The organism is Amnibacterium sp. CER49 (genome assembly GCF_029846255.1).
GTDB lineage: Bacteria > Actinomycetota > Actinomycetes > Actinomycetales > Microbacteriaceae > Amnibacterium.
In genome coordinates this window covers 182,014-206,900 of record NZ_JARVWQ010000002.1, presented here as the reverse complement: position 1 = coordinate 206,900, position 24,887 = coordinate 182,014, and the positions used below count along the sequence as shown (strand labels likewise).

At 74.1% G+C, this 24,887-nt stretch carries 21 protein-coding genes; 9 read left to right on the top strand and 12 right to left on the bottom strand.

The genetic code is table 11. The annotated features are described in order from the left end of the window. Nucleotides 1-8 precede the first annotated feature (8 nt). Complete coding sequence (locus QDR37_RS10945) at nucleotides 9-350, top strand: hypothetical protein (protein ID WP_279713795.1); 342 nt, start codon at nucleotides 9-11, stop codon at nucleotides 348-350. On the opposite strand, the gene QDR37_RS10940 is transcribed toward QDR37_RS10945, so the two are convergent. Further along, entirely contained in the window at nucleotides 347-1,966 is a 1,620-nt protein-coding gene (locus QDR37_RS10940) for a sodium:proton antiporter (RefSeq protein ID WP_279713794.1), read from the bottom strand. The genes QDR37_RS10945 and QDR37_RS10940 overlap by 4 nt on opposite strands. 90 nt (nucleotides 1,967-2,056) lie before the next feature. On the opposite strand from QDR37_RS10940, the gene QDR37_RS10935 reads away from it, so the two are divergent. Next, nucleotides 2,057-2,767 (top strand): hypothetical protein, encoded by a 711-nt coding sequence (locus tag QDR37_RS10935; RefSeq protein ID WP_279713793.1) that lies wholly within the window; start codon nucleotides 2,057-2,059, stop codon nucleotides 2,765-2,767. Beyond that, nucleotides 2,748-4,286 (top strand): DNA polymerase Y family protein, encoded by a 1,539-nt coding sequence (locus QDR37_RS10930; protein WP_279713792.1) that lies wholly within the window; start codon nucleotides 2,748-2,750, stop codon nucleotides 4,284-4,286. Before QDR37_RS10935 ends, QDR37_RS10930 begins: the two co-directional genes overlap by 20 nt. 10 nt (nucleotides 4,287-4,296) lie before the next feature. Here the strand turns inward: QDR37_RS10930 and QDR37_RS10925 are convergent, their stop codons facing one another. Continuing rightward, nucleotides 4,297-5,052 (bottom strand): UdgX family uracil-DNA binding protein, encoded by a 756-nt coding sequence (locus tag QDR37_RS10925; RefSeq protein WP_279714854.1) that lies wholly within the window; start codon nucleotides 5,050-5,052, stop codon nucleotides 4,297-4,299. 115 nt (nucleotides 5,053-5,167) lie between these two features. On the opposite strand from QDR37_RS10925, the gene QDR37_RS10920 reads away from it, so the two are divergent. Next, entirely contained in the window at nucleotides 5,168-8,650 is a 3,483-nt protein-coding gene (locus QDR37_RS10920; protein ID WP_279713791.1) for an error-prone DNA polymerase, read from the top strand. Nucleotides 8,651-8,786: 136 nt separating this feature from the next. On the opposite strand, the gene QDR37_RS10915 is transcribed toward QDR37_RS10920, so the two are convergent. The 3 genes from QDR37_RS10915 to QDR37_RS10905 form a co-directional block, all read right to left on the bottom strand. Next, the gene (locus tag QDR37_RS10915) at nucleotides 8,787-9,854 is read right to left on the bottom strand and encodes a VIT1/CCC1 family protein (RefSeq protein WP_279713790.1); all 1,068 of its coding nucleotides are present in this window, start codon (nucleotides 9,852-9,854) and stop codon (nucleotides 8,787-8,789) included. Then, the gene (locus QDR37_RS10910; RefSeq protein ID WP_279713789.1) at nucleotides 9,851-10,765 is read right to left on the bottom strand and encodes an MSMEG_6728 family protein; all 915 of its coding nucleotides are present in this window, start codon (nucleotides 10,763-10,765) and stop codon (nucleotides 9,851-9,853) included. Before QDR37_RS10910 ends, QDR37_RS10915 begins: the two co-directional genes overlap by 4 nt. A 157-nt stretch (nucleotides 10,766-10,922) precedes the next feature. After that, on the bottom strand, nucleotides 10,923-12,728 hold the full coding sequence (locus tag QDR37_RS10905; RefSeq protein ID WP_279713788.1) for a DEAD/DEAH box helicase: 1,806 nt from the start codon (nucleotides 12,726-12,728) through the stop codon (nucleotides 10,923-10,925). Nucleotides 12,729-12,844: 116 nt separating this feature from the next. Between QDR37_RS10905 and QDR37_RS10900 the strand changes: the two genes are divergently transcribed. After that, nucleotides 12,845-13,699 (top strand): SGNH/GDSL hydrolase family protein, encoded by an 855-nt coding sequence (locus QDR37_RS10900; protein WP_279713787.1) that lies wholly within the window; start codon nucleotides 12,845-12,847, stop codon nucleotides 13,697-13,699. Here the strand turns inward: QDR37_RS10900 and QDR37_RS10895 are convergent. Together QDR37_RS10895 and QDR37_RS10890 are read right to left on the bottom strand one after the other, a co-directional pair. Next, nucleotides 13,680-14,900, bottom strand: a complete 1,221-nt coding sequence (locus tag QDR37_RS10895; protein WP_279713786.1) for a D-alanyl-D-alanine carboxypeptidase — start codon at nucleotides 14,898-14,900, stop codon at nucleotides 13,680-13,682. The genes QDR37_RS10900 and QDR37_RS10895 overlap by 20 nt on opposite strands. Before the next feature lie 38 nt (nucleotides 14,901-14,938). Further along, the gene (locus QDR37_RS10890) at nucleotides 14,939-15,751 is read right to left on the bottom strand and encodes an RNA methyltransferase (protein ID WP_279714853.1); all 813 of its coding nucleotides are present in this window, start codon (nucleotides 15,749-15,751) and stop codon (nucleotides 14,939-14,941) included. Between the two features lie 57 nt (nucleotides 15,752-15,808). Here QDR37_RS10890 and QDR37_RS10885 point away from each other — a divergent pair, with 57 nt between their 5' ends. Together QDR37_RS10885 and QDR37_RS10880 are read left to right on the top strand one after the other, a co-directional pair. After that, nucleotides 15,809-16,681, top strand: a complete 873-nt coding sequence (locus QDR37_RS10885) for a Sir2 family NAD-dependent protein deacetylase (RefSeq protein ID WP_279713785.1) — start codon at nucleotides 15,809-15,811, stop codon at nucleotides 16,679-16,681. Nucleotides 16,682-16,715: 34 nt separating this feature from the next. Next, nucleotides 16,716-17,324 (top strand): histidine phosphatase family protein, encoded by a 609-nt coding sequence (locus QDR37_RS10880; RefSeq protein ID WP_279713784.1) that lies wholly within the window; start codon nucleotides 16,716-16,718, stop codon nucleotides 17,322-17,324. A gap of 3 nt (nucleotides 17,325-17,327) precedes the next feature. On the opposite strand, the gene QDR37_RS10875 is transcribed toward QDR37_RS10880, so the two are convergent. Together QDR37_RS10875 and QDR37_RS10870 are read right to left on the bottom strand one after the other, a co-directional pair. Continuing rightward, entirely contained in the window at nucleotides 17,328-18,431 is a 1,104-nt protein-coding gene (locus QDR37_RS10875) for a glycosyltransferase family 1 protein (RefSeq protein WP_279713782.1), read from the bottom strand. Then, a complete protein-coding gene (locus tag QDR37_RS10870; RefSeq protein WP_279713781.1) occupies nucleotides 18,428-19,324 on the bottom strand; it encodes an alpha/beta hydrolase in 897 nt (298 codons plus the stop codon). The genes QDR37_RS10875 and QDR37_RS10870 overlap by 4 nt, the downstream gene beginning before the upstream one ends. 128 nt (nucleotides 19,325-19,452) lie before the next feature. On the opposite strand from QDR37_RS10870, the gene treS reads away from it, so the two are divergent. Next, entirely contained in the window at nucleotides 19,453-21,210 is a 1,758-nt protein-coding gene (gene treS / locus QDR37_RS10865) for a maltose alpha-D-glucosyltransferase (RefSeq protein WP_279713780.1), read from the top strand. After that, the gene (locus QDR37_RS10860; RefSeq protein WP_347882103.1) at nucleotides 21,207-22,085 is read left to right on the top strand and encodes an exonuclease domain-containing protein; all 879 of its coding nucleotides are present in this window, start codon (nucleotides 21,207-21,209) and stop codon (nucleotides 22,083-22,085) included. The genes treS and QDR37_RS10860 overlap by 4 nt, the downstream gene beginning before the upstream one ends. Before the next feature lie 24 nt (nucleotides 22,086-22,109). Here the strand turns inward: QDR37_RS10860 and QDR37_RS10855 are convergent, their stop codons facing one another. From QDR37_RS10855 to QDR37_RS10845, 3 genes are all read right to left on the bottom strand, one after another. Further along, nucleotides 22,110-23,528: a glycosyltransferase family 39 protein gene (locus tag QDR37_RS10855; protein WP_279713779.1), complete on the bottom strand. Its 1,419-nt coding sequence runs from the start codon at nucleotides 23,526-23,528 to the stop codon at nucleotides 22,110-22,112. A gap of 113 nt (nucleotides 23,529-23,641) precedes the next feature. Next, nucleotides 23,642-23,893, bottom strand: coding sequence for a type B 50S ribosomal protein L31 (locus QDR37_RS10850; RefSeq protein WP_279713778.1), 252 nt, complete (start codon nucleotides 23,891-23,893; stop codon nucleotides 23,642-23,644). A 116-nt stretch (nucleotides 23,894-24,009) separates the two neighbouring features. Beyond that, nucleotides 24,010-24,798 (bottom strand): ABC transporter ATP-binding protein, encoded by a 789-nt coding sequence (locus QDR37_RS10845; RefSeq protein ID WP_279713776.1) that lies wholly within the window; start codon nucleotides 24,796-24,798, stop codon nucleotides 24,010-24,012. Between the last annotated feature and the right edge of the window lie 89 nt (nucleotides 24,799-24,887).

Genomic DNA, 24,887 nt, shown 5'->3' with positions numbered 1-24,887 from the left:
CGTCGAGCATGAGCGACCCCAACACGCAGGGCCCCGACGACGACCTCGGCTCCGCCGACCCGATCACGGGGATCCCCGGCGGCGACACGAGCAGCGACCTCGACGACGACGCGGCGCTGCCCGACGACGGCTCCGACGACGAGGTCTCGGCGTCCGCCGACCCGCTCCGGCTGCGCGCCGAGGCGATGGACACCGTCACGAACGACGCCGTCGCCGGCGAGACCGTGCTGCCGGGCGCCGGCGACGCGAACCAGGGCCCGACGGGTGGGGCGCCCGGCGAGGTCGAGCCGATCCTTCCCCACAACGATCTCGCGGACGACGAGGTGGTCGGGCTCGACGATCAGGCCTAGCGCCGCCGCAGCCGCGTGAGCTGCAGGGGCGGCGCCGTCGCCTTCGGGAAGTCGCGCCGCACCGAGCGCTTCAGCGCCGACTCGATCGAGTCGAAGTCGCCGAGCACCGCCTCGATCACGCTCTCCTCGTAGCGGCCCTCGCGCCGTGCGTCGAGCACCGCGGACCGCTCCGACTGCAGCATGAGCAGACGCAGCCGGGCGTACGCGTCGGGCTGCGCGCTCATCGCGGCCTCGTCGCTGCCGATGACCCGCCGGTACTCGGCGGTCTGCCGCAGGCTCGCGACGAGCTCCTGCGGGTCGTCCTCGGTGATCTCCGTCTCGAGCCGCTCGATGGCCGCGGACTGCGCCTCGGCGACGAGCGTGCGGATCTGCACGCGGTCCTGCTCGGGGTTCGGCAGCGGCAGCCGCAGCCGGCGCACGAGCGGGGCGAGGCCGAGCCCCTGCAGCAGCGAGACGACCACGATGCAGAACGCGGCGAGCTGCAGGAAGCCCGCCGCCGGGATCTCGTCGGCCGGCAGCAGGAACACCGCGGCGAGCGTCACGACGCCGCGCACGCCGGTGAACGAGATCGCGAACGCGGTGCGCCAGTCCCAGCGGCGCTCACGGAAGCGCTCGGGCCCGAAGCGGTAGAGCAGCGTCGCGCCGTAGACCCAGAGGTAGCGGGCGAGCACCATCGCGAGGTAGAGGGCCGCGATGAGCAGCGCGCCCTGCAGCAGGCCGATCCGGGTGCGCGCGGCGGCCCGGACGATCGCCGGCAGCTGCAGTCCGATGAGCAGGAAGACGCCGTTCTCGAGCAGGAACGACACCGTGCGCCAGTTGATCCGCTCCGCGATGCGCGACTCGGCCGACTGGAACGACGGCGCCCGGTTGCCGAGCCAGATGCCGGCGAGCGCGACGGCGAGGAAGCCCGAGCCATGGATCGCGGACGCGGGCAGGTAGGCGACGTACGGCGCGGCGAGCGACAGCGAGGTGTCGAGCACCGGCGCCTTGAGGCGACGGCGGAGGCGCACGAGCAGCGCCGCGGCCACCGCGCCGATGACGAGACCGCCGGCGACCGCGAGCGCGAAGTTCGCGAGCACCTGCAGCGGGCCGATCGGGTCCGTGATCGCGACGAGGGCGCTGTTCAGCGTGACGAGCGCGGTGGCGTCGTTCAGCAGGCCCTCGCCCTCGAGCAGGGTCGCGAGCCGGCGAGGCAGCCGTCCGGAGCCGGCGATCGCGTTCACGCTCACGGCGTCGGTCGGGGCGAGGATCGCGCCGAAGGCGACCCCCGCGGCGAGCGAGAGGCCCGGCACGAGCGCCCAGGCGACGACGCCGACGGCGAAGGCCGAGAAGACGACGAGGCCGACCGAGAGGGTGAGGATCGAGTCGCCGCGGGAGCGGACCTCGGTGAACGGCGTCTGCAGCGCCGCGGCGAAGAGCAGGGCGGGCAGCACGCCGGTGAGCACGACCTCGGGCTCGAGGCGCACCTCCGGCACCCAGGGCAGGAACGCCGCCCCGACGCCGACGGCGACGAGCACGAGCGGCGCCGACCAGCCCACCCTGCGGGCGAGCCCGGTGACCCCGACGACGAGCAGGACGGCGGCGAGGGTCCAGGCGATCCCGGCGGTGAACGTCATGGGATCGTGGTCGGAGCGGCGGCCGGCACGACCCCGAGCCTACCGGCGTGCCCCCTTGCGCCCTCTCGAACACGTGTTCGAAGATGAGGCGTGCCCTTCTCCGCCCTGCCCAGCGAGGACCGGGCCGAGACGGTGCAGCAGCTGCAGGCCCGCATCCGGGCGATGCAGGCGACCGGGCTCGGCGCCCGGACCCTGCCGACGCATCCCGCCGTGGCGCCGCTGCTGCCCGGGGGCGCGCTGAAGGCGGGGGCGGCCTACTCGGTGCCGGGCTCCCCCGCCCTCGCGATGCTGCTGCTCGCGGGTCCGGGGGCCGCGGGCGGCTGGTGCGGGGTCGTCGGGATGCCCGAGCTCGGCATCGAGGCCGCCGCGGGGCTCGGCGTCGACCTCGACCGGCTCGTGCTCGTGCCGCGCCCCGGCGAGCAGTGGCTCTCCGTCACCGCGCAGGTCGCCGAGGTGCTGCCGCTCGTGGTCGTGAAGCCGCCACGCGCCGCCTCCGCCGGCGAGACCGCCCGGCTCGCGTCGCGCCTGCGGCAGCGCGGCGCGACTCTCGTGGTGCTCGGCACCTGGCCGCAGGCCGAGGCGGTGCTCGAGGTGGAGTCGAGCGACTGGACCGGCATCGGCACTGGCACCGGCTACCTCGCGGGCCGCGACGCGGTCGTCGCGGTCACCTCGCGGCAGATCCGCACCCGGCACCGGCTGCGCATGCGCGACGACGGCTGGGGCCTCGACTCGGTCGTCCCGACCGATCTCGAGCCGTCCCTGCTCGAGGAGGAGGCGACCCGTGCCGTCCTCCGCGCCTGAGCGCACCCTCGTCCTCTGGTGCCCCGACTGGCCCGTCCGAGCGGCGGCGGCCGAGGCCGGCGCCCCGCGGGACGCCGAGATCGCCGTGATCGAGAAGGGCTTCGTCGCCGCCTGCTCGGCCGCGGCGCGCGCCGCCGGGGTGCGGCGGGGGCTGCGCATCCGCGAGGCGCAGTCACGCTGCGCGACCCTCGTGGTGCTGCCCGCGAACCCGGCCGCCGACGCCCGCCGGTTCGAGCCGGTGCTCGTCGCGCTCGAGGCCGGCATCCCGACCGTGCAGGTCGTCCGGCCGGGCGTCGTCGTGATCCGGGCGCAGGGACCCACCCGCTACTTCGGCGGCGAGCAGGCGGCGGCCGAGGCGGCGCTCGGCCTGCTCGCCGACGCGGGCGTGCCCGAGGCGCGCGCCGGCATCGCCGACGGCCCCTTCGCGGCCGAGCAGGCGGCGCGCACCGCCGACCCCGCCACCCGGGTCCGGCTCGTCCCCCCGGGCGGCAGCGCCGCGTTCCTCGCCCCGCTGCCGGTGTCGCTGATCGGCCTGCCGCAGGTCACGGCAGTGCTCGCGAAGCTCGGCATCCGCTCCCTCGGCGCCTTCGCGGCGCTCGACGCCGACCAGGTGCGCGACCGGTTCGGACCGGAGGGTGAGGCGGCGCACCGGGTCGCTCAGGGCCTCGACCCGCGGCGGCTCGTGCCGCGGGTCAAGCCGAAGGAGTACGCGCGGCAGGTCAACTTCGAGCCGCCGCTCGACCGCGTCGACCAGATCGCGTTCGCGCTGCGGCAGCCCGCCGAGGCGCTGCTCGACGGGCTCGCGGCCGACCGGCTCGTGCTCACCGGCCTCCTCGTCGAGCTCACCGCCGACGACGGCGGCGGCCACGCCCGCACCTGGCTGCACCCGCGCTCGTTCACGCCGCTCGACGTGATCGACCGGGTGCGCTGGCAGCTGCAGGGCGCCGGGCTCGCCGCGCCGGTGACGTCGGTGCGGCTCGTGCCCGACAGCGTCGACCTCGCCGCGAGCCACGAGGAGGGGCTCTGGGGCGGCGGTCCCGACGAGCGCATCCACCACGCCCTGTCGCGGGTGCAGAGCCTGCTCGGGCACGAGGCGGTGCTCACGGCGCAGGTCGGCGGCGGCCGGCTCGTCGCCGACCGGCGGGTGCTCGCGCCGTGGGGCGAGCGGCGTGCGCCCGCGCGGCCCGCCGACCGGCCGTGGCCCGGCCGGCTGCCGGGGTTCAGCCCCGCGACGGTGTTCGAGGACCGGCCCGAGGTGCGCCTCGTCGACCCGGCGGGCGTCTCCGTCTCCGTCGACGAGCGGGGGCTGCCGTCCGGGCCGCCCGCGGGCTTCACGGCGCCGGACGGCGGCCACGCGGCGATCACGGCGTGGGCGGGCCCCTGGCCGGTCGAGGAGCGCTGGTGGGATCCGCAGGGCGCGCGCAGCCTGTCGCGCATGCAGATCGCGGCCGACGACGGCTCGGCCTGGCTCGTCTGCTTCGAGGACGGGGGCTGGTGGGCCGAGGCCCGCTACGACTAGGGCTGCCGCACTACCCGACCACCGCCGCCGCGGTGCGCAGGTCGGTGACGAGCGACTCGTACGCGGCGTCGTAGCCGGGGTCGCGCTGCATCCGCAGCACCGACGACGGATGCGCCGTCAGCAGCGACCTGGCGGTCGAGTCGGGGATCGCGCCCTCGAGCACCCGGCCGCGCTCGGCGCCGATGCGCACGGGGCGGCCGAAGAGGCTCCGTCCCGCGGTCGCGCCGAGGGCGACGACGATCTGCGGCGCGAGGTCCTGCAGCTCGGCGTGCAGCCACGGCCGGCAGGCGGTGATGTGCACCGTCTCGGGCGTCTTGTGCAGCCGCCGGGCGCCGCGCAGCTCGAAGCGGAAGTGCTTCACCGCGTTCGTCCGGTAGACGCTCGCGGGGTCGATGCCGGCGTCCCGGATGGCCTGCACGAGCAGGGTGCCGGCCGGCCCGACGAACGGCTGGCCACGCCGGTCCTCCTGGTCGCCGGGCTGCTCCCCCACCATCACGATCGACGCCGACGGCGGCCCCGCCGAGAACACGACCTGGCTCGCCGGCTCCCAGAGCTCGCAGCCGCGGCAGGCGGTCGCCGCCTCGCGCAGCGCGGGGATGTCCGCGCCCTCCGGCACCCACTGCTGCGCCCCGGGGCGCTCGATCTCGGTCATCGTCGGCCTCCGCGGCCACCGTACGGCGCGGCCCTCCACGGCGCCTGCCGACCGTGCTCCGGCCTCTCGGGCGGCAGCGGGCGCTCCGTGCCGATCCCGGCCCGCGCGCCGGATCGCGGTCGGCCTTCCGGGCGCATAGGCTGGTCGGCCCCGAATGCCACCGATGTAATTCGGCCCCTGATCAGCGTTTCCCTTTGCGCTTCTCGAACACGTGTTCGATACTGCTGCCGTGGCCTACAGCAACCCCCCGATCCCCTGGTCGGAGTTCGAGCGGCGCCTGTCCGACTCCCGGCGGCCGGGCGGCCCACCCGTCGCCGCGGACGGCGGCGACAGCCCCGCCTGGTCGCTGAAGCGCCACCCCTACCGGGCGCAGGACGTGCCGCCGCCCGAGCCGGCGGTCGACGCGGTGCCGTACGCCGAGCTGCACGCGCACTCGAACTTCAGCTTCCTCGACGGCGCCTCCTCCCCTGAGGAGCTGCTCGAGCAGGCGAGCCGGCTCGGCCTCGCAGCGCTCGCGCTCACCGACCACGACGGCTTCTACGGGTCCGTCCGGCTCGCCGAGGCCGCCGAGCAGCACCCCGTCGACACGGTGTTCGGCGCCGAGCTCTCCCTCGGGCTCGGCGCGCCGCAGAACGGCGTGCCCGACCCGGACGGCTCGCACCTGCTGCTGCTCGCGCGCGGCGCGGCCGGGTACCACGCGATGGCCGCCGCGATGACCGAGGCGCACCTCGCGCCGGGCGCCGAGAAGGGCAGGCCGGTGTACGACGAGGCGTCGCTCGTCGAGCGGCTCGCGGGGCACGTGATCGCGCTCACCGGCTGCCGCAAGGGGCGGGTGCGGCAGGCGCTCGTCGCGGAGTCCGGGCTCGATCCCGCTGCCGCTGCCCGCGAGCTCGACCGGCTCGTCGACGCGTTCGGGCGCGACGCGGTGGTCGTCGAGCTGTTCGACGGGGGCGCCCCGCTCGACGCGGCGGCGAACGACGCGCTGTTCGCGCTCGCGGGAGAGCGGCGGCTGCCGGTGGTCGCCACCGCGAACGCGCACGCCGCGTCGCCCGAGCGGCGGCGGCTCGCCTCGGCGCTCGCGGCGGTGCGCGCCCGGCGCAGCCTCGACGAGATGGACGGCTGGCTGCCCGCCGCCCCGTCACCCCTGCGCAGCGGCGCGGAGCAGCGCCTCCGCTTCGCCCGCTACCCCGGCGCGGTCGAGCGCACCCTCGAGATCGCGGCCGAGACCCGGTTCGCGCTGAAGAGCCTGAAGCCGGGCCTGCCGAAGGTGCCGGTGCCGGAGGGGCACACGCCGATGAGCTGGCTGCGGCGGCTCGTGCTCGACGCGGTGCCCGTGAAGTACCCGCGCGCCTCACCAGCCGACCTCGCCCGCATCGACCGCGAGCTCGCCGTCATCGAGGAGAAGGACTTCCCCGGCTACTTCCTCATCGTCCACGAGATCGTCCAGTTCGCGAAGAGCCGCGGCATCCTCTGCCAGGGCCGCGGCTCCGCGGCGAACTCGGCGGTCTGCTACCTGCTCGGCATCACCGCGGTCGACTCGATCTTCTTCGACCTGCCGTTCGAGCGGTTCCTGTCGAGCCTCCGCGACGAGGAGCCCGACATCGACGTCGACTTCGACTCCGACCGCCGCGAGGAGGTCATCCAGCACGTCTACGAGCGGTACGGCCGGCGCAACGCGGCGCAGGTGGCCAACGTCATCACGTACCGGCCGAAGAACGCGGTGCGCGACATGGCGAAGGCGCTCGGCGCCTCGACCGGGCAGCAGGACGCGTGGAGCCGCCAGATCGAGCGCTGGGGCGGGTTCACGCAGAGCGACGACCACGACATCCCCGCCCCCGTCGTCGACCTCGCCTCGCAGGTGCTCACCTTCCCGCGGCACCTCGGCATCCACTCCGGCGGCATGGTGCTCACCGACCGGCCCGTCGGCGAGGTGGTGCCCGTCGAGCACGCGCGCATGGAGGGCCGCACCGTGCTGCAGTGGGACAAGGACGACTGCGCGTGGATGGGCCTCGTGAAGTTCGACCTGCTCGGCCTCGGCATGCTCGCGGCGCTGCAGTACGCGTTCGACCTCGCGGCCGAGCACACCGGCGAGCGGTGGACGCTCGAGACGATCCCGAAGGAGGAGGCGGGCGTCTACGACCAGCTGTGCCGCGCCGACACGGTCGGGGTGTTCCAGGTCGAGAGCCGCGCGCAGATGGGCACGCTGCCGCGGCTGCAGCCGCGGCGCTTCTACGACCTCGTGATCGAGGTGGCGCTGATCCGCCCGGGCCCCATCCAGGGCGGCGCGGTGCACCCGTACGTGCGGCGGCGGCTCGGCGACGAGCCCGTCACGTACCTGCACCCGCTGCTCGAGCCGGTGCTCTCCCGCACGCTCGGGGTGCCGATCTTCCAGGAGCAGCTCATGCAGACCGCGATGGCGGTGGGCGGCTGCACGGGCGAGGACGCCGACCTGCTCCGCCGGGCGATGGGCTCGAAGCGGGGCATCGAGCGCATCGAGTCGCTCCGCGACAAGCTCTACGCGGGCATGGCCATGAACGGCATCGACCCGGAGACGGCCGACGAGATCTACCTGAAGATCCAGGCGTTCGCGAACTTCGGCTTCGCCGAGAGCCACAGCCTCAGCTTCGCGCTCCTCGTCTACGCGAGCGCGTGGATGCGGCTGCACTACCCGGGGGTGTTCCTCGCCGCGTTGCTGCGGGCGCAGCCGATGGGCTTCTACTCCCCCGCCTCGCTCACCGCCGACGCGCGGCGGCACGGCGTGCAGGTGCGGCGCCCCGACATCAACGCCTCGCTCGCCGACGCGGGCCTCGAGCCGCTCGACGCCGACCGGACGACGGAGTCGCCCCGCACGACCGGCCTGGATCGGCATCCGGCTGCCGAGACTCAGGATCTCCGTCGTCCGGTCGGCGGCAGCGACCGGTGCCTCGACCCGGAGCAGCCGCCGGTGCCACCGCGGTTCGACCGCGAGGCGCCCGTCCGCGACGCCGAGCACCGGCGCGACGGCGCGTTCGCGGTCCGGCTGGGGCTCGCGGGCGTCACCGGCATCGGGCAGGCGCTCGCGACCCGCATCGTGCTCGAGCGCGAGGCGGCCGGGCCGTACTCGGGGCTCCGCGACCTCGCCCGAAGGGTCGGGCTCTCGGCGGCGCAGCTCGAGGCGCTCGCCACCGCCGGCGCCTTCTCGGGCTTCGGGCTGAACCAGCGCGAGGCGCTCTGGGAGGCCGGTCCCGCCGCCGAGGAGCGGCCCGAGTACCTGCCGCACACCTCGATCTCGGTGCAGCCGCCGCTGCTGCCCGAGCCGACCGCGATGGACCTGGTCGCCGCCGACCTCTGGGCCACCGGCATCTCGCCCGACGACCACCCGCTCGCGCACGTGCGGCCCGACCTGGCGCGCCGCGGGGTGCTCACCGCGCTGCAGCTGCGCAGCACCGAGACCGGCCGGCGCATCGAGGTCGGCGGGGTCGTCACCCATCGGCAGCGGCCCGCGACGGCGAGCGGCATCACGTTCCTCAACCTCGAGGACGAGACCGGCATGATCAACGTCATCGCGAGCGTCGGCGTGTGGCAGCGCTACCGGCGGGTGGCCCGCGAGGCGCCGTCGATGATCGTCCGCGGCATCCTCGAGCGCTCGCCCGAGGGCGTCGTCAACATCGTCGCCGACCGCTTCGAGCGGCTCGTCCTCGGCGTGCGGCACGCCTCCCGCGACTTCCGCTGACGCCCTCGCCCTCGCCGCTCGCCCTCGCCTTCGCCCTCACCTTCGCCCTCGTCGCGCGGTAGCTGTGGCATGACGCGGTACGCATGCGTACCGCGCGACGCCACGGCTACCGCGCGTCGGCCGGACGCGGCGTCGGCTAGTGCGTGAGGGCGTCGAAGCCGAGGCCGAGCAGGTAGGTGACCGCGGCCGCACCCCAGCCGATCGACAGCTGCCGCAGCGCCCGCGCCACCATCGGCGCGCCCGAGAGCAGCCCGACGACCGCGCCGGAGCACAGCAGCACGATGCCGACGAGGGCTGCGGCGAGCAGCACCGCGGGCAGGCCGGACATGCCGAACACGTACGGCAGGATCGGCACGATCGCGCCCGAGGCGAAGAAGGCGAAGCTCGACAGGGCGACGCCGAAGGGCGTGCCGATCGTCTCCACGTCGACCTCGTCGTCCGGCAACCCGGACGACCGGCGCTCGGTGAGCAGCGCCCGCGCCTCGGCATCCGCCTCGGCCGCCGACATGCCGCGCGCCCGGAAGACGAGCGCGACCTCGTTCTCGTCGAGGTCGATGAGGTGCAGCGCCGCCCGCGACGCCGCCGACGGGGTCGACGCCCGCAGCAGCTCGCGCTGCGACGACACCGAGACGTACTCGCCCGCGCCCATCGACAGCGCGCCCGCGAGCACCCCGGCCACACCCGTGAAGAGCACCACGCGGGTGTCGACGCCCGTGGCGCCCACACCGAGCACGAGCGCGAGGTTGCTGACGAGGCCGTCGTTCGCCCCGAACACCGCCGCGCGGAACGTGCCCGAGATGCGGTTGCGGCCCCGCATCGCCAGCGAGCGGACGACCTCCTCGTGGATCCGCTCGTCCGCGGCCATCTGCGGGGTCGCGTCGAGCTCGTCCGCGTACGGCGAGCGGCCCTCGGCGCGCTGCAGCAGCGCGAGCACGAAGACGGTGCCGAACCGGCGGGCGAGGAAGCCGAGCAGTCGGGTGCGCAGGCCGACCCGGGTCGGCCGCGTGGCCTCCCCGCCCAGCAGCTCGACCCAGTGCTGCTCGTGGCGGCCCTCGGCGTCGGCGAGCTCGAGCAGGATCTCGCGGTCGGGGCCGGTGCGGCGCGAGGCGAGGTCCCGGTAGACGGCGGCCTCGGCGCGCTCGTCGGCCAGGTACCCCCGCCAGCGACGCACCTGCTCGGAGGTCGGCCGGCGGACGTCGGTCATGGATGCAGTATCGCAGCCGCGGCGAAGGGGTCCCGGCTCCGGGGCGGCTCGACGGCGAACAGCCGCCGCGGGTTCTGCAGCGCAGCGGGCACCGGCAGCGCGCTCCGCTCCACGTTGCCCTCCCAGCGGGCGGCCCGCGCGGCGAAGTCGACCCCGTCGATCGTGACGGTGGCGAGCGGGCCGGTGATCTCGGCGAGGTGGAGCAGGCCCGGGTCCTCGCCGAGCACACCGACGACCGTGCCGGGCTCGAGGCGCTCCTCGAGCTGCTGCAGCTGCTGCCGCCACGCGGGCGACGAGCGGAGGACGGGCGGCTGCTCCTCGCCGGTCTCCGGATCCGGCGGCTGCGCGCGGAGCGTCGCCCGCGGGTTCAGCAGCGGGATGCCGACGAGGCCCGCCTCGCGCCACGTCGGCAGGTCGTCGACGCGGAGCACCCAGAGCGGCTCGTCGGGGACGGTCGGCGCGGCGTGGTCCGGGTGCGGCCAGAGGTAGTCGAGATCGTCAGGAGTGCCGGGGAACGCGGGGCCGTAGAAGGCCGGGTCCTTGGCGATCAGCTTCGAGCGGTGGCTGCGGTGCAGCTCCTCGTTCCCGAGCCACGGCGGCATCAGCCCGTCGGCGGCGAGCTCGTCCTGGGGGCGGCCGTCGACCTCCGGCGCGAACTCGACGAGCTGGTCGCGCACCGTGTCGCCGTAGCCGCGCTCCCGCCAGGTGTCGGTCATCACGAGCCCGTAGGCCGTGAGGGCCGGGACGTAGCCGCGCCACATCTGCACGGCGGGGTGCCGCTGCCAGCCGTACGTGGGCACGATCAGGGCGCGGAGGATCTGCAGGGTCTCGACGCGCTGCTTGCCGAGGCGCGGGCTGTCGAGCACGGCCGCGCTCTCGGCGAACGACGGGTACGGCAGGAAGGTCTGCATCGCCCGGGACGATACGGCCGCCACCTTCGCGGATCCGGAAATCTCTCGCGGGTCCGGAGTTCCTGCGCGACACGCCGTCTCCGTGGCCCCCGGCTCGGCGTGTCGCCGAGTTCTTCCGGATCCGCGTCAGAACTCCGGATCCGCGAACGTGGAGGGGTCAGCCGTTGATGCGGCGGCGCAGCAGGTCGATGCGCGCCTGCAGCTGCTCCGGCGAGGCCTGGGCGACCGCGGGACCGCCGCAGAGCCGGCGCAGCTCGGAGTGGATCGAGCCGTGCGGCGCGTTCGTGCGGTGCGACCAGAGCCCGACGAGGTCGTTCAGCAGGGCCCGCTGCTCCTTGAGCCGCCGGTGCAGGGGGATGTCCTGCAGCGGCCCCGGCGCGGGCGCCGACGGCGGCGCGGCGCGCGTCGAGCGCTTCTGCTGCCGCGCCTGCCGATGCTTCAGCAGGTCGCGCACCTGGTCGGGCTCGAGCAGCCCGGGAAGCCCGAGGAACTCGAGCTCCTCCTCGCTGCCGACCTCGGCCTCGAAGCCGAACTCGCCGCCGTCGTAGAGCACCCGGTCGAACTTCGCGTCGCTGCCGAGCGCCTGGAACGAGCCGTCGAGCGTGAGCGACTCGGACGCCTTCTCGAGCCGGTTCGCGGCGGTGAGGGCGTCCTCGTCGAGCCCGCGGTTCTCGTCGGGGTCGCCGTCCTCGCGGCGATCGAGGGCGTGGTCGCGCTCGAGCTCGAGCTGCTCGGCGAGCTTCAGCAGCACGGGCACGTTCGGCAGGAAGACGCTCGCGCTCTCGCCCCGCTTGCGGGCCCGCACGAAGCGGCCGATCGCCTGGGCGAAGAAGAGCGGCGTCGACGCGTTCGTCGCGTACACCCCCACGGAGAGCCGCGGCACGTCGACGCCCTCGGAGACCATCCGCACCGCGACGAGCCAGCGCGAGGTGCCGGCGGAGAACGCGGCGATCCGGTCGCTCGCCTCCTTCTCGTCGGAGAGCACGACCGTGGCCGGCTCGCCCGTCATCGTCTGCAGCAGCGCGGCATAGGCACGGGCGGCGGTCTTGTCGGAGGCGATGACGAGGCCGCCCGCGTCGGGCACGTGCCGCCGCACCTCGGTGAGGCGCTGGTCGGCGGCCTGCAGCACGGCGGGGATCCACTCCCCCTCCGCCGAGAGCGCGGTGCGCCACGCCTGCGCCGTGATGTCCTTCGTCGTCGCCTCGCCGAGGCTCGCGCTCATCTCCTCGCCGGCGGAGGTGCGCCAGCGCATCGAGCCCGAGTAGACGAGGAACAGCACCGGGCGCACGACACCGTCCTCGAGCGCCCGGCGGTAGCCGTACGTGTAGTCGGCCATCGACGTGCGGATGCCGTCGGAATCCGGCGCGTAGCTGACGAACGGGATCGGGGCGGTGTCGCTGCGGAACGGCGTACCGGTGAGCAGCAGGCGCCGCGTCGCGTTCCCGAACGCCTGCCGCATCGCGTCGCCCCAGCTGAGCGCGTCGCCGCCGTGGTGCACCTCGTCGAGGATCACGAGGGTCCGGGCCTGCTCGGTGATCCGCTGGTGCACGGCCGCGTCGACGCCGACCTGCGCGTAGGTGAGCGCGGCGCCGTGCCAGTGCCGGCCGAGCCAGCCGTCCGCGTTGCGGAAGACCGGGTTCAGGTGGATCGCGACGCGCTCGGCCGCCTCGGCCCACTGGCGCTTCAGGTGGTCGGTCGGCGCGACCACGATGACCCGGTCGACGGTGCCGCGGGCGAGCAGCTCCTTCGCGAGCCGCAGGGCGAAGGTCGTCTTGCCGGCGCCGGGCGTCGCGGCGGCGAGGAAGTCGCGGGGCTCGCGCTCGAAGTACTGGCGCAGCGCCTCCTCCTGCCACTGCCGCAGCTTCGGCGCGGACCCGCGGGGAGCGCGGTCGGGGAACGCGGGAGGCAGGTTCGCGGCCTGGTGGGCGCCGGGCGCGGCATCGAAGAGTGCGCTGGACGTCATGGGCGGAAGGAAGGCTAACCCGGCCCCGGTGGACACGCCGAGGCACCCGGTGCTCGGGCGTTTCTCCTGGACCGGGGTACGCGCGCGAGCCGCCCATAATCGATGCCGGAGGACGCATGGACGAGGTGATCGAGGAGGTGCCCGTCTCGGGCATCGACCTGGGCGAGGCCCGGCAGGTCGAGAGCGGCGGCCCCGGCGTGCCGTGGCGCCGATTCGTCGCGATCGGCGACTCGTTCACCGAAGGCGTCGGCGACCCCGATCCGGCGAGCCCGGGCGGCCTGCGCGGCTGGGCCGACCGGGTGGCGGAGGTCCTCGGCGCCCAGGTGCCCGACTTCGCGTACGCGAACCTCGCCGTGCGCGGCAAGCTGCTCGCGCAGATCGTCGACGCGCAGGTCGAGCCGGCGGTCGCGCTGCAGCCCGACCTCATCACGGTCTCGGGCGGCGGCAACGACGTGATCCGCTTCGGCGATCCCGACGCCCTCGCCGCCCGCCTCGATCCCGCGCTCGGCCGCCTCGTCGCCACCGGCGCGACCCTGGTGCTCTTCACGGGGGTCGACGTCGGCTTCTCGCCGGTGTTCCGCCGGATCCGCGGCCGCATCGCGACCTACAACGAGAACCTCCGCGGCCTCGCGGCGAAGCACGGCGCGCTCGTCGCCGACCAGTGGTCGCTGCGCGCGATCCAGACCGCCGACCACTGGTGCGACGACCGGCTGCACCTGAACCCGCTCGGCCACCACGAGGTGGCGCGGATGGTGCTCGACCTGCTCGGCGTCGAGCACGCCCTCGAGCCGAGCAGGCCCGAGCCGCGGGCCGTGCGCACGTGGCGCGAGGCGCGGGTCGACGACCTCGCCTGGACGCGGCAGCACCTCGTGCCCTGGGTCGTCCGGCGCATCCGCCGGGTCTCCTCCGGCGACGCCGTGCAGCCGAAGCGTCCCGGCTTCGAGCGCGACCTCAGCGGAGCGGGTGGGTGAGCCGCCACCAGAACGGCGCGGCGAGCACCGAGCGGTCGAGGACCAGCGTCACCGGCACGGACTGCGAACCGATCCGGTAGACGGCGGTGCCCACGGCCTGCCCCTTCCTCCCGCCGCGGATCGGCGCGACGCTCGCCGTGCGCAGCACCGTCTGCCGCCCCCACACGAGCACGTCGGCGTCGGTCTTCGCGACCGCCTTCGCGACCCCGCCCCACTTGGTGTGGTAGATCGCGAGCGACTGACCTCTCGCGGCGAGCGTCACGTCGTGCAGGCCCTTGCGCACGCTCGTGAGCAGGTCCGGCACGGTCGCGTCGAGCTGCGCATGCGTCGGGGCGCCGAGGATCACGCCCACGATCTCGACGGTGCGCGAGCCGACCGATGCCTGCGCGGAGAACAGCAGGCAGGCACCCGCCTGATCCGTCGTGCCGGTCTTGATGCCGTTCACCCCGAGGGTGCCGAGCAGCGCGTTCGTGTTCTGGATCTGCCCGACGTTCGGCTCGGTGGCGACCGACTGCTTGACCGCCGCGGCGATGACCGGGGAGGCGAGCGCGAGCTTGCCGAGCGCGACGAGGTCGCCGGGCGTGCTGCGGTCGCCCCCGTTCAGGCCGTTCGTGTCGACGAGGGTCGTGTGCGTGAGGCCGTGGGCCTTGAGGAACGCGCGCGCCGCGGCGAGGTACGTCGGCACGGAGCCGTACGCCCAGACCGCGAGGGACTCGGCGTAGTTGTTCGCCGACGGGATGAGCATCGTCTCGATGGCGCGGCGCTCCGGCATCTTCCAACCGGCCTGCACGGGCTCGGACGAGCCGTCCTGCGCCATCACGTCGGACAGGTAGGCCACGTCGCGCTCGGTGAAGGTGAGCGTCGGACCGTCGCCCTTGCCCTCGATCGGCTTCTTCTCGAGCACGACCAGCGCGGTGACGACCTTCGTGATGCTCGCGATCGGCCGCGGCGCCTGGCTGCCGGAGGTCGCGAGCACGCCGGGCATCCCGACGACGCCGACCGCGGCGTGCCCGAACGACGGGAAGACGACCTTCGCCGCCGGGGTCGTCGTCGGCTGGGCGGCGGGAACGGTGGCCGCGGCCTGCGGCACGGGCCCGAGCACGGCGACGGGCACCCCGATCGCGACGATCAGGATGAAGACGGTGAGGATCGTGACGAAGAGCCGGCGCACGGCGAAGTTCGGCGTCTCGGCGGTCGGCACCGCAGAAGGGTACGGGATCCGCCGCCCCCGATCGGGGGTCACCTGACGCGTGTCGCCCAGAGCGCGACGGCGGCCGCGGCGGCCACGTTGAGCGAGTCGACGCCGTGCGCCATCGGGATCCGGACCACCAGATCCGCGTTCCGCAGCGCGGCGCGGCTCAGTCCGTCGCCCTCGGTGCCGAGCACGAGCGCGAGCCGCTCGGGCGGGTCCGCGGCGAGGTCGTCGAGGTCGGTCGCGTCGTCCGAGAGCGCGAGCGCGGCGATCCGGAAACCGGCGGCGGCGAGCAGCGGACCGGCCTCGCGCCACTCCGGCAGCCGCGTCCACGGCACCTGGAGCACCGCGCCCATGCTCACCCGCACGCTGCGGCGGTAGAGCGGGTCGGCGCAGCGCGGGGTGACGAGCACGGCGTCCGCGTCGAGCGCGGCGACGCTGCGGAAGATCGCGCCGACGTTCGTGTGGTCGACGACGTCCTCGAGCACGACCACGCGGCGGGCGTCCGCCAGCACCGTCTCGACGGACGGCAGCGGCGGCCGGTGCATCGAGGCGAGCGCTCCTCGGTGCAGGTGGAAGCCGGTGAGCCGGGTGAGCACGTCGTCCTCGCCGACGTGCACGGGCACGTCGGGGTACTGCTCGAGCAACGGCTCGAGCTGCGGCAGCCACTCGGCGCGGGTGAGCACGGCGCGCGGCACGTGCCCTGCGGCGAGCGCGCGCGCGATCACCTTGGTCGACTCGGCGAGGTAGAGGCCGCCGGCGGGTTCGAGCCGTCGCCGGAGCGCGACGTCGGTGAGCCGCACGAAGTCGTCGAGCGCGGGGTCGTCGAGCCCGGACTCGGGTAGGGGCAGCACGCGCAGCGCGGATCTCCTTCGTCTTTTCCGGGGCGGTCGGGTGCCCGGTTTATGCTCGGCCCCATGCTCGCAGGCGCCGACGCGGGGGCCGCGACGGAGTCCGCTCCCGGAGGGATCCTCTTCGAGGAGGCCCTTCCCCTGCTCTCCGGCCGGGTGGCCGTGCTCACGGGCGCCGGCATCAGCACCGACTCGGGCATCCCGGACTACCGCGGCAAGGGTTCCGCGCCGCGCGACCCGATGACGATCCAGCAGTTCCTGTCGGGCGAGTCGTTCCGGCAGCGCTACTGGGCGGGCAGCTACCTGGGCTGGCAGCGGTTCACCGCTGCCGAGCCGAACGCCGGCCACGAGGCGCTGGCGGCCCTCGAGACCTCGGGTCGCGTCACCGGCGTCGTCACGCAGAACGTCGACGGCCTGCACGGCAAGGCCGGGTCGCGGCACGTCGTCGAGGTGCACGGCTCGGTGCACCGGGTCAACTGCCTCGACTGCGGGCAGACCTTCGCCAGGTCGAGCATCGCCGCGCGCATCGAGGCGGCGAACGGCTGGTTCGTGAGCGGGACGCCGTTCCGGCTCAACCCGGACGGCGACGCCGACGTCGGCGACGTGAGCGGCTTCGTCGTGCCCGACTGCACGGTCTGCGGCGGCGTGCTGAAGCCCGACGTCGTGTTCTTCGGCGAGTTCGTGCCCTCCGAGCGGTTCACCGAGGCGGCGGCGATCGTCCGCCGGGCCGACGCGCTGCTCGTCGCCGGCTCGTCGCTCGCGGTGAACAGCGGCATCCGGCTGCTCGAGCAGGCGCGCCGCCGGCGGCTGCCGATCGTCGTCGTCAATCGCGGCGGGACGAAGGGCGACCGGGTCGCCACGGTCAAGCTCGACACCGGCACCACCGAGTTCCTCGTCGCGCTGCGGCATGCGCTCCAGCCCGCCGGGACGAACGCCTGAACTAGGGTCGAAGGTCCCGCCAGGAAGGACCCGCATGACCGACCTCGTCCTCGTCCGCCACGGCGAGACCGAGTGGAACCGCACGAACCGGGTCCAGGGGCTCACCGACATCCCGCTGAACGAGACCGGCCGGCGGCAGGCTCGCGAGGCCGGGCGCCGGCTCGCCGCCGAGCGCTGGGACGCGATCGTCGCGAGCCCGCTCTCGCGGGCGGCGGAGACGGCGCGGATCATCGCGGACGAGGTCGGCCTCCCCGGCGTCGAGCTCGTCGACGCGCTCGTCGAGCGGAACTACGGCGAGGCCGAGGGGATGACGGGTCCGGAGATCGACGCCCGCTGGGGCGGCCGGCTCGAGGCGCAGGAGAGCCGCGAGCAGGTGCTCGAGCGGGTGAAGCCCGCGCTGCTCGCGCTCGCCGAGCGGCACCCCGACCAGCGGGTGCTCGTGGTGAGCCACGGCGGCGTCATCGGCAGCGTCGTCCGCGACGCGACCCGCTGGGTCTGGCCGGAGCACGGCGTGCGCATCGAGAACGGCTCGGACCACGTCTTCCGCGTGACCGACGGCGAGCTCGAGCTCGTGTCGTTCGCGGGCCGGCCGTGGTCCGCCGACCTGCTGCCGCCGGCCGAGCCGGTCCGCACCCGCGACTGAGCGCTACCGGCGTCGCCGGTACGTCGCGGCGGCCCGCTCGAGCACGGGCAGCAGGCGCCTCGCCGACGCCTCCCAGCTGAACCGGCCGGCCTGCAGCAGCGCCGCGGCGGAGCGCTCCCGCCACTCCTCCGCGTCCTCGAGCCGCCGGGCGGCCGCCGCGAAGGCGGCCGCGTCGCCGACGGGCGCGTAGAGCGCCGCGTCGCCGCCCACCTCGCGGAAGATCGGGATGTCGGAGAGCACGGTCGGCACCCCGCGGCTCATCGCCTCGACGACCGGGATGCCGAAGCCCTCGTCGCGGGACGCGGAGACGAGCGCCGTCGCCCGGTCGAGGAGCGCCGAGTAGGTGTCGTCGTCGACTCCGCCGTGGAAGACGAGGGCGGCGCCCCCTGCCGTCGCGGCGACCTGCTCGAGCGCCGCGCGCTCCTTGGGTCCGATCCGGCTCGCGAGGTGCAGCGTCCAGCCGGGCAGCAGCGCGGCGGCCCGCACGAGGGTCGCGACGTCCTTGTAGCCGATGAAGGCGCCCATGTAGACGAGCGAGCGCTCGCGCTCCCCCGGCGCGGCGGCGGGCAGCGGCGCGGCGTCCGCGGCGTTCGGCACCACGCTCACCGGACGCCTGGTGAGCCGGTGCGCCCGGATCTCGCGGGCCACCGCCTCGCTCACCGTGACGACCTCGTCGGCCCGGTCGAGCAGCAGCCGCTGCGGCAGGTAGCTGAGGTAGAGCAGACGCCAGCCGAGCCGCACCCACCAGGCGAACTCCGTCGGCGGGGTGCGGTGCCGGTAGTAGATGAGGTCGTGCAGCGTGAGCACGAGCCCGTAACGGCGACCGACCGAGCCCGAGGTCTGCAGTGGGCTGAACACGACGTCGGGGCGCAGCCGGTTGATCACCCGCGGGATGAGCGGCTCGAGCGGCGACGCCGGCGGCCTGGTCCGCACCCAGGGCAGGTCCGGCAGCAGCGCGAGCTGCCGCTCGTCGTCGATGAGCATCGTGATCGGGACGAGTCCGCCGAGCCCGGTGGCGATGCCGGCGGCGAAGCGGCTGATGCCGTCGTGGCGGCCGTCGCGCCGCACGTAGCGGCAGTCGACGACGATCCGGAGCGGCTCGCTCATCCGACGGGCACGGCGGCGACGCGGGCGATCTCGCGCGCGGCCGCCTCCGGCGTCTCGTAGTGCACGAGGTGCCCGACGTCGGGGATCACGGTGAGCGTCGCGTCGGGCAGCAGCCGCTGCAGCTGCTCGACGTCCTTCACGAACGTGATGTCGTCGTGCTCCGCGGCCACGAGGTGCACCGGGAGGCGGAGCTCGGCGGCCCACTCGGTGACGTCGTGGCCGACGCTCGCCCGGAACGCCTCGAGCACGACGCGCCGGTTCGCGTAGCCGGAGAAGTAGCGGTCGTGCTGGTTGTGGATCCAGCGGCGCAGCGCCTTGTCCTTCGTCTTCGCGAGCACGATCGAGGAGCCGCGCACGACGAGCCGGTTCTTCAGGAGCGCGCCGCCGACCGACTCCGGCAGCATGCCGCCGACGAAGTAGTAGAGGTTCGCGAGGCGCGTCCCGAGCGCGTTGGGCCCGGAGAGCGCCGGGGCCGCGATCGGGTTCACGAGGATGGCGCGGGCCGCGGGCAGCCCCGCGGCGAGCGCCCGGGCGACGACGATCGTGCCGAACGAGTGCCCGAGCACGATCGCGGAGCCGTCGAGGCCGAGCGCGGCGCCGAAGGCCCGCACCCAGGCGGCGTAGCCGTCGATCGAGTGCTCGCCCGGCAGGGGCTCGGAGAGCCCGAAGCCCGGCAGGTCGGGCGCGATGATGTGCACGCCCGGCAGGAACGCGATGACCGGCTCGAGGCCGTGGTGGTCGCCGCGGAAGCCGTGCACGAAGAGCAGCGTCGGCCCCGCCCCCGGCGTGCCGTACTCCCAGTACGAGGCGGAGGCCCCGTCGATGTCGATCTCGTGCTGGCGCACGGGGGTGCGAGCGAGGCGGGACGCGTACGGGGAGGGGACGACCTTCACGGACGATCAGCCTAAGGAAAGCGCCAGGGGGCGCCCTCCTAGGATGAGCGCGTGGCGGCGGAACGGCTCGTCCTTCACGCTCGCTCGACGACCTGCTGCACGTCCGCACGACCGAGAGGACGCCGTCCGTGAGCTTCACCGCGCCCATCCAGCTGCCGGGTCTCACCCGCGACCCCGTCTGGTACAAGCGGGCGGTGTTCTACGAGGTGATGGTCCGCTGCTTCGTCGACAGCAACGGTGACGGCACGGGCGATCTCGGCGGTCTCGCGTCGCGCCTCGACTACCTGCAGTGGCTCGGCGTCGACTGCCTCTGGCTGCCGCCGTTCTACATGTCGCCGCTCCGCGACGGCGGCTACGACATCTCCGACTTCAAGGCGGTGCTGCCCGAGTTCGGCACCATCGACGAGTTCCGCGACCTCGTGCGCCGCGCCCACGAGCGCAACATGCGCATCGTCATGGACTTCCCGCTGAACCACACGTCGGTCGACCACGACTGGTTCCAGCAGAGCCGCGCCGACCCGGACGGGCCGTACGGCGACTTCTACGTCTGGAGCGACACCGACGAGAAGTACAAGAACATCCGCATCATCTTCGTCGACACCGAGGACTCGAACTGGGCCTTCGACCCGGTGCGGCGGCAGTACTACTTCCACCGCTTCTTCTCCCACCAGCCGGACCTCAACTACGAGAACCCCGCCGTGCAGGAGGCGGTGATCGACATCGTGAAGTTCTGGCTCGACCTCGGCGTCGACGGCCTCCGGCTCGACGCGATCCCGTACCTCTTCGAGAGCGACGAGGGCAACGGCGAGGGCGAGCCGCCGACCCACGAGTTCATCAAGCGGCTGCGCGAGTACGTCGACCGCGAGTACCCCGGCCGCATCCTGCTGGCGGAGGCGAACCAGTGGCCGCGCGAGGTCGCCGCGTTCTTCGGCACGGCCGAGGAGCCGGAGTGCCACATGGCGTTCGACTTCCCCGTCATGCCGCGCATCTTCTACTCGCTGCGCTCGAAGACGGCGACCGAGCTGGTCCGCATCCTCTCCGAGCAGACCGACATCCCGGCCTCCTCGGCCTGGGGCGTCTTCCTCCGCAACCACGACGAGCTGACGCTCGAGATGGTCGACGAGGAGTACCGCCAGGCGATGTACGGCTGGTACGCGTACGACCCGCGGATGCGGTCGAACATCGGCATCCGCCGCCGGCTCGCGCCGCTGCTCGACAACGCCCGCGCCGAGCTCGAGCTCGCGCACGCGCTGCTCTTCTCGCTGCCCGGCAGCCCGTTCCTCTACTACGGCGACGAGATCGGCATGGGTGACAACATCTGGCTGCCCGACCGCGACAGCTCCCGCACGCCGATGCAGTGGACGCCCGACCGCAACGCCGGGTTCTCGACCGCCGATCCCGGCAAGCTCTACCTGCCGGTCGTGCAGTCGCTCGTCTACAACTACTCGCTCGTGAACGTCGAGACGCAGCTCGCGCAGTCCCGCTCGCTGCTGCACTGGGTCCGGAACGTCATCCACACCCGCAAGGCGCACCCCGTCTTCGGCCTCGGGGACCTCACGGTGCTCGAGGCGGACCACGAGTCGGCGCTCGCCTTCACGCGCACCTTCCCGGGCACGCAGCAGCCGTTCAACGACCCGGCCGAGGAGGTGCTCTGCGTGTTCAGCTTCGCGCAGAACCCGATCTCGTTCACGGTCACGGCGCCCGAGTACGCGAACGCCGGCCTCACCGACCTGTTCGGCGGCGCCCGGTTCCCGAGCTTCGACGAGCAGGGCCGGGTCACGCTCACGCTCGGCACGCAGTCGTTCTACTGGCTGAAGATCACGCGCCCGATGCAGGAGCCGACGACGGCCACGACCTCGATCCCGGTGATCAAGCCGAACCCGTGACCCGCGAGCCGCTCCGCTCGGCGGGGCTGCCGCTCGCCGTCGGCGCCCTGCTCGCCCTCCTCACCGGCGGGCGGCGCTCCCCCGCGGCGCGGTCGGTGGCCGTCCCTACGATCGCCGGCATGGGGGAAGCAGCGGGTGCCGGCGCGGCGCTCTTCGATCTGGCGGAGCTCGAGCCGGAGCCGCCCGCGCCGCCGCGGTGGGCCGAGGTGCTCGGGGTGTTCGACCTCGAGACGACGGGCGTCGATCCCGCCACGGCGCGCATCGTCACCGCGTCGGTCGCGCTGCTCGATGAGCAGGGGACCGTCGTCGAGCGGCACGACTGGATCACCGACCCGGGCGTCGAGATCCCCGCCGGCGCCGCCGCCGTCCACGGCATCGACACGGCGCGGGCGCGGCGCTTCGGCCGTGCTCCGGCCCAGGTGGTGCCCGAGATCCTCGCCGCGATCGCGACCCTGTTCGACCGGGGCATCCCGCTCGTCGTCTACAACGCGCCCTACGACCTCACCCTGCTCGCCGCCGAGGCCGAGCGGCTCGGCCTGCCGCCCCTGCCGCAGCCCGCGCCGGTGATCGACCCGCTCGTGCTCGACAAGGCCGTCGACCGGTACCGCAAGGGCAAGCGCACCCTCACCGCTGCCGCCGCCGAGTACGGCGTCGACCTCAGCGACGCCCATGACGCCGCCGCCGACGCGATCGCGGCCGGCCGCCTCGCGCAGGCCATCGCCCGCCGCCATGCCGCCGAGCTCGACGTGACCGCCGCCGAGCTGCACGAGCGTCAGGTGGCGTGGTGCGGCGAGCAGGCGGCGCGGTTCCAGGAGTACATGCGAGCGACCCGCGACCCCGCCTTCACGACGTCGGGCGCCTGGCCCCGCCGCTGACACCCCTCCGCTCTCGGACGTGCGTCAGCCCAGGTGCGCGGCCTGCGACCAGATGGTCGACATCGGCGCGATGCGGCCGGTGCAGACGCGCACCGGGGCGTTCTGCTCCTCGCTGTGCACGTCGAGGCCGCTGTCGAGCCGGGCGGCGACGAAGCAGGTGCGGAACGACTTTTCGATCCACTCGAGGCCGTAGCCCACGGTGACGACCGTGGTGGTGGACGCCGGCGGGTCCGGCAGGCGCTGCAGCTCGTTGTGGCCGCTGTACACGCGGTCGCGCAGCGTGGGGTCGAACCGGGCGATCGCGCCGGCCTCGCCGTAGTTCGTGGTGAGCAGGATCGTGTCGGGTCTCGAGACCGCGGGCACGGCCGCGATCTCCTTCGCATACGCGGGCCAGCCCACCTGGTCCCGGAGCGTCTGGTCGATGGCGGGCACCGGGGTGAGGCCGAGCAGCTGCAGCGGCACGATCGGCAGGCCGACGACGGCGCTGGCGAGCGCGTTGACCGCGATCGCCGCCTGCACGAGACGCAGCCGGCCGGTGGCGATCGTCCACTCCGCGAGCGGCACGCAGCCGGCCGCGTAGACCGCGCTGAGCACGCCGTAGCAGTAGTAGAACTGCGCCCCGATGACGACCACGAGCGCGACGCAGGCGATCAGCGCGACGCCGAGGAACCGCACGGGCCGCCACTCGGGGCGGCGGAGCAACCCGACGAGCCCGGCGATCCACACCGGGACGAGGCTCGGTCCGAGCAGCACGAGAAGGAACGGGATCACGAACGGCCGCACCGCGAATCCGTTGTGGGCCGACAGCGCGGCGCCCATCTGCAGCTGCGGGAAGCCGTTCTGCACCTGGTAGATCAGGTTCGGCAGGCCGACCACGACGGCGACGAGGCAGCCTGCGGCCGCCCACGTCCAGGTGCGGACGGTGCGGGGAGCGGCGACGAGCAGGCCGACCGCGATCGCGGCCAGCAGCACCGCGACGAGCAGCTTGTTGTAGAGGCTCAGGCCGGTGACGAGGCCCGCGACGAGCCACCACGCGGGCCTGTCCCGTCCGACGGCGCGCACCGCGCAGAGCAGGACGAGCGGCCATACGAGCAGGTCGAAGGTGGAGGTGAGCAGCACGTGCCCGACCTGCAGGGTGAAGTTCGCGAAGGCGTAGCCCCAGACGGCGAACAGCTGCGCGCGGCGCGTGCCGCCGACCTCGGCGGTGATCGCGCCGACGACGACGACGCTCGCGGCGGCGACGATCGCGGCCGGCACCCGCAGGGCCCAGACCTGGTCGATCACGGCCGAGATGCCCCGGGCGATCAGCGGCGCGAGGGGCGGCTGGTCGATGTAGCCCCACGCCGGGGGCAGCATCCGGAAGTACAGCTCGTCGCGGTGGTAGCCGTACGCCGGGCTCGCGACGAGCAGCACGACGAGCAGCAGCCCGGCAGCGAGCAGCACCGGCCGCCAGGCGACCGGTGCTGGTTCGAGGGTGCCGAGACCCTCGGTCGCGGCGACCCTCGGTGGTGCCTCCTCGGAGGCGTGGAGCTCGAGGGCGCCGCTGTCGCTGAGGCTCAGCGACCGAAGTTCTTGAAGCGCTGGTTGAACTTCTCGACGCGGCCGGCCGAGTCGAGGATGCGCTGCTTGCCGGTGTAGAAGGGGTGCGAGGCCGAGGAGATCTCGACGTCGATCACCGGGTAGGTGTTGCCGTCCTCCCACTCGATCGTCTTCGAGGAGCCGACGGTCGAGCGCGTGAGGAAGGTCTCACCCGACGCGAGGTCGCGGAACACGACGGGGCGGTAGTCGGGGTGGATGCCGGTCTTCATGGGGACGCTCTTCTCGTTCGTGCGGATGACGTTCGTGGGGGCAGGCGGGAACCGCCGAGCCGACCGGCGAGTCTACCAGGCGGTCCAGGGCGAGCCGGGGTGTTGACAGGCGCTGGTCAGCCCAGCCGAGCACGGGCGTTGTAGCGCCCGTCGGTCTCCGAGATCTCGACCGGCAGGCCGAAGGTCTCGCCGATGCGCTCGGAGGTGATCGTCTCGGCGAGCGGCCCTGCCGCGACGACCTGCCCCTGACGGAGCAGCAGCGCGTGCGTGAAGCCGACCGGGATCTCCTCGACGTGGTGCGTGACCATGATCATGCCGGGCGCCGAGGGGGCGCTCGCGTAGCCGCCGAGCAGCTGCAGCAGCTCCTCGCGGGCGCCCAGGTCGAGGCTCGCGGCCGGCTCGTCGAGCAGCAGCAGCTCGGGGTCGGTCATGACCGCGCGGGCGATCTGCACCCGCTTCTGCTCACCGTCGGAGAGGTCGCCGAAGCGCCGGTCGGCGAGCTGGTCGAGGTGCCACTCGGCGAGCACGCGCTGCGCCCGGCGCACGTCGATGTCCTCGTAGCGCTCGCTCCACCGACCCGTCACCGAGTACGCCGCGGTGAGCACGACGTCGAGCACCGGCTCGGACGCGGGGATGCGCTTCGCCATCGCGGTCGAGGCGAAGCCGATGCGCGGCCGCACCTCGAACACGTCCGAGCGGCCGAGCTTCGAGTCGAGCACCTCGACCGAGCCGCGGGTCGGGTGCATCTGCGCGGCGGCGAGCTGCAGCAGGGTCGTCTTGCCGGCACCGTTCGGCCCGAGCACGACCCAGCGCTCGGCGCTGTCGACCGTCCACGAGACGCCGTCGAGGATGGTGGTGCCGCTGCGGGTCAGGACGACATCGGACAGCTGCAGCACCACAGGCATGCCGTCAAGCCTATCGAGCCGCGACCGGGCGGTCCTCGCCGCCCGCCCCTTCCCCGCGCGCGTCCGAGGTGGTCGACTGGGCGTCGGGA

Excerpts from the sequence above, each read along its gene's own strand:
- QDR37_RS10885 (WP_279713785.1), top strand. The coding sequence starts at position 15,809 with ATGCTCGCAGGCGCCGACGCGGGGGCCGCGACGGAGTCCGCTCCCGGA.
- QDR37_RS10940 (WP_279713794.1), bottom strand. The coding sequence starts at position 1,966 with ATGACGTTCACCGCCGGGATCGCCTGGACCCTCGCCGCCGTCCTGCTC.
- QDR37_RS10880 (WP_279713784.1), top strand. The coding sequence starts at position 16,716 with ATGACCGACCTCGTCCTCGTCCGCCACGGCGAGACCGAGTGGAACCGC.
- QDR37_RS10945 (WP_279713795.1), top strand. The coding sequence starts at position 9 with ATGAGCGACCCCAACACGCAGGGCCCCGACGACGACCTCGGCTCCGCC.
- QDR37_RS10875 (WP_279713782.1), bottom strand. The coding sequence starts at position 18,431 with ATGAGCGAGCCGCTCCGGATCGTCGTCGACTGCCGCTACGTGCGGCGC.
- QDR37_RS10905 (WP_279713788.1), bottom strand. The coding sequence starts at position 12,728 with ATGACGTCCAGCGCACTCTTCGATGCCGCGCCCGGCGCCCACCAGGCC.
- QDR37_RS10850 (WP_279713778.1), bottom strand. The coding sequence starts at position 23,893 with ATGAAGACCGGCATCCACCCCGACTACCGCCCCGTCGTGTTCCGCGAC.
- QDR37_RS10915 (WP_279713790.1), bottom strand. The coding sequence starts at position 9,854 with ATGACCGACGTCCGCCGGCCGACCTCCGAGCAGGTGCGTCGCTGGCGG.
- QDR37_RS10845 (WP_279713776.1), bottom strand. The coding sequence starts at position 24,798 with ATGCCTGTGGTGCTGCAGCTGTCCGATGTCGTCCTGACCCGCAGCGGC.
- QDR37_RS10900 (WP_279713787.1), top strand. The coding sequence starts at position 12,845 with ATGGACGAGGTGATCGAGGAGGTGCCCGTCTCGGGCATCGACCTGGGC.
- QDR37_RS10910 (WP_279713789.1), bottom strand. The coding sequence starts at position 10,765 with ATGCAGACCTTCCTGCCGTACCCGTCGTTCGCCGAGAGCGCGGCCGTG.